General features: G+C 74.6%; 4 protein-coding genes. 1 reads left to right on the top strand and 3 read right to left on the bottom strand.

What is annotated here, in order from left to right; translation table 11 throughout:
* Positions 1-798, top strand: a 798-nt coding sequence (locus tag ACFWEK_RS20775; RefSeq protein ID WP_430555270.1) for an acetyl-CoA C-acyltransferase, incomplete at its 5' end; no start/stop codon positions are given.
* A 94-nt stretch (positions 799-892) separates the two neighbouring features.
* Here ACFWEK_RS20775 and ACFWEK_RS20770 read toward each other — a convergent pair.
* The 3 genes from ACFWEK_RS20770 to ACFWEK_RS20760 all read right to left on the bottom strand — a co-directional run.
* The gene (locus ACFWEK_RS20770) at positions 893-1,378 is read right to left on the bottom strand and encodes a pyridoxamine 5'-phosphate oxidase family protein (protein ID WP_430555269.1); all 486 of its coding nucleotides are present in this window, start codon (positions 1,376-1,378) and stop codon (positions 893-895) included.
* 56 nt (positions 1,379-1,434) lie between these two features.
* Positions 1,435-1,899 carry a MaoC family dehydratase gene (locus ACFWEK_RS20765; RefSeq protein WP_430546215.1) on the bottom strand — a complete coding sequence of 155 codons (465 nt, stop codon included), beginning with the start codon at positions 1,897-1,899 and terminating at the stop codon, positions 1,435-1,437.
* On the bottom strand, positions 1,896-2,453 hold a 558-nt coding region (locus ACFWEK_RS20760), incomplete at its 5' end, for an SDR family oxidoreductase (protein ID WP_430555268.1). The genes ACFWEK_RS20760 and ACFWEK_RS20765, both read right to left, overlap by 4 nt.

Here is a 2,453-nt window from a genome sequence, read left to right as displayed (position 1 = left end):
GCGCTGGAGCGCACGGCGAAGCGCGCCGTCGGCGGCGCCGGGACCTGGACCGACCCGCGCGCCCTCGGGGCCCTGCCGGACGCGTACGTCGCCATGGGGCAGACGGCGGAGAACGTCGCGGACCTGCGCGGCATCTCGCGCCGCGACCAGGACGAGTTCGCCGCGCGCAGCCAGCAGCGCGCCGAGGCGGCGATCGCGGACGGCTTCTGGGCGCGGGACATCACGCCCGTCACGCTCGACGACGGCACGGTGGTGTCCGCGGACGACGGCCCGCGCGCCGGCACGACGGTCGAGAGGCTCGCCGCGCTCGACCCGGTGTTCCGCCCCGACGGCACGGTCACCGCGGGTAACGCGTGCCCGCTCAACGACGGGGCCGCCGCCGTCGTCGTGGTCTCCGACCGCGTCGTCGACGAGCTCGGCCTGACGCCGCTGGCGCGCATCGTGTCGACCGGTGTCACCGGCCTGTCGCCCGAGATCATGGGCCTGGGCCCGGTGGGGGCGAGCCGCCAGGCGCTCGCCCGCGCGGGGCTCGGGATCGACGACATGGACCTCGTCGAGATCAACGAGGCCTTCGCCGCGCAGGTCATCGCGTCGGCCCTGGAGCTGGGCGTCGAGGACGAGCGGCTCAACGTCCACGGCGGCGCCATCGCCGTCGGCCACCCGTTCGGCATGACCGGCGCGCGCATCACGTCCACGCTGATCAACGGCCTCGAGGTGTCCGGTGGTCGCTACGGCCTGGAGACCATGTGCGTCGGCGGCGGGCAGGGCATGGCGATGGTGCTGGAGCGCGTCGCGTAGCGCGGGGCGCCCTCGACGTAGCGATCGCTGCCGCTTCCGGGCGGTGACGACGACGGATCGCTACGTCGAGGGAGCCCGTGCCGGGCGGCGACGCTCAGAGCCACTCGCCGTCGCGCATGAGGGTGCGGCCGGCGAGCTCGTCGACCTCGCGCCACGCCAGGACGCGCCGCGGCCGCAGCACGAGATAGACGTCGTGCTCGCCGCCCGGGCGCGGGTCCCAGTCCGCCTGCGAGGCATAGCCCTCCGCGATCTCCGGCGGCGCCTCGGCGACGCGGACCGAGCGCTCGAGGTCGGCGTCGATCATGACGACGTCGCGCGTCGCCCCGAGCGAGAGCCGCGCGGTGCCCGTGGCCAGCAGGTTGCGGCCCGTGCGCGACGTCGCCTCGCGCGCGAGGACGACACGGTCGTCGATCCAGGCCAGCGACAGCGGGACCAGGTACGGCGCGGGCTGGCCGTCGGCCGCCGTCGACGCCGTGGCGACCCAGACGTCTCGCACGGGGGAGGTCAGCATCGCCAGCGTGTCGGCGCGGCGCTGCTCGCGCGTGCGGGGACCGGGGGCGACCTGCGGGTTCGTCGTCATGGCGTCATCCTGCCCGACCCGGTGCCCCCGGACGGCGCGCCGTCCGGGGGGACCGCCTATCGCTCGGGGACGTACAGCGCCAGCGTCTGCGCGACGAGCGCCGGCTTGTCGATCCCCTCGATCTCGACGGTCACGGTCGAGGCCAGCCGCACACCCTGGGCGACGGTCTCGGCGCCGGTGAGCTCCGTCGTCGCGCGGACGCGCGAGCCGGCGGGGACGGGGTGCAGGAACCGCACCTTGTCCAGGCCATAGTTCATCGCCATCGCGACGCCGCCCACCTCGACCAGCGACGACGCCAGCCGGGGCAGCAGGGACAGGGTGAGGAACCCGTGCGCGATCGTCGTGCCGAACGGGCCGTCGGCGGCGCGCCATGGGTCGACGTGGATCCACTGGAGGTCCTCGGTGGCGTCGGCGAACGCGTCGATGCGCTCCTGCGCGATCGTGAACCACTCGCCCGTGGCCTTCTGCCCCACGGCGTCGGCCAGCGCGGCGGGGGAGGAGACCTGGATGCCCGCGGTCACGCCTTCGGCCCGCCGGCGACGTAGAGCACCTGGCCCGAGACGAACGACGCCTCCTCGGAGCAGAAGAACGCCACCGCGGCGGCGATGTCCTCCGGCCGGCCCACGCGGCCTACGGGGACGTCCTTGGCCGCCGCGGCGTGGAACTCCTCGGGCGTCATGCCGATGCGCTCCGCGGTCTCGGCGATCATGTCCGTCGCGATGACGCCCGGCGCCACGGCGTTGGCGGTGACGCCGAACTTGCCCAGCTCGATCGCGAGCGTCTTGGTGAACCCCTGCATGCCGGCCTTCGCGGCGGAGTAGTTCGCCTGGCCCCGGTTGCCGAGAGCGGACGTGCTGGACAGGTTGACGACGCGGCCCCAGCCGGCGGCGACCATGTGCGCCTGCACGGCCCGCGTCGCGACGAACGCGCCGCGCAGGTGCACGCGCAGCACGGCGTCCCAGTCGTCCTCGGACATCTTGAACAGCAGGTTGTCGCGCAGGATCCCGGCGTTGTTCACCAGGATCGTCGGCGCGCCGAGCTCGTCCGTCACGCGCGCGACGGCGGCCTCGACGGC

This window comes from Isoptericola sp. NPDC060257, assembly GCF_042726645.1.
GTDB lineage: Bacteria > Actinomycetota > Actinomycetes > Actinomycetales > Cellulomonadaceae > Isoptericola > Isoptericola nanjingensis.
The sequence above is the reverse complement of the archived record's forward strand: the minus strand, read 5'-3'. Positions and strand labels throughout refer to the sequence as shown.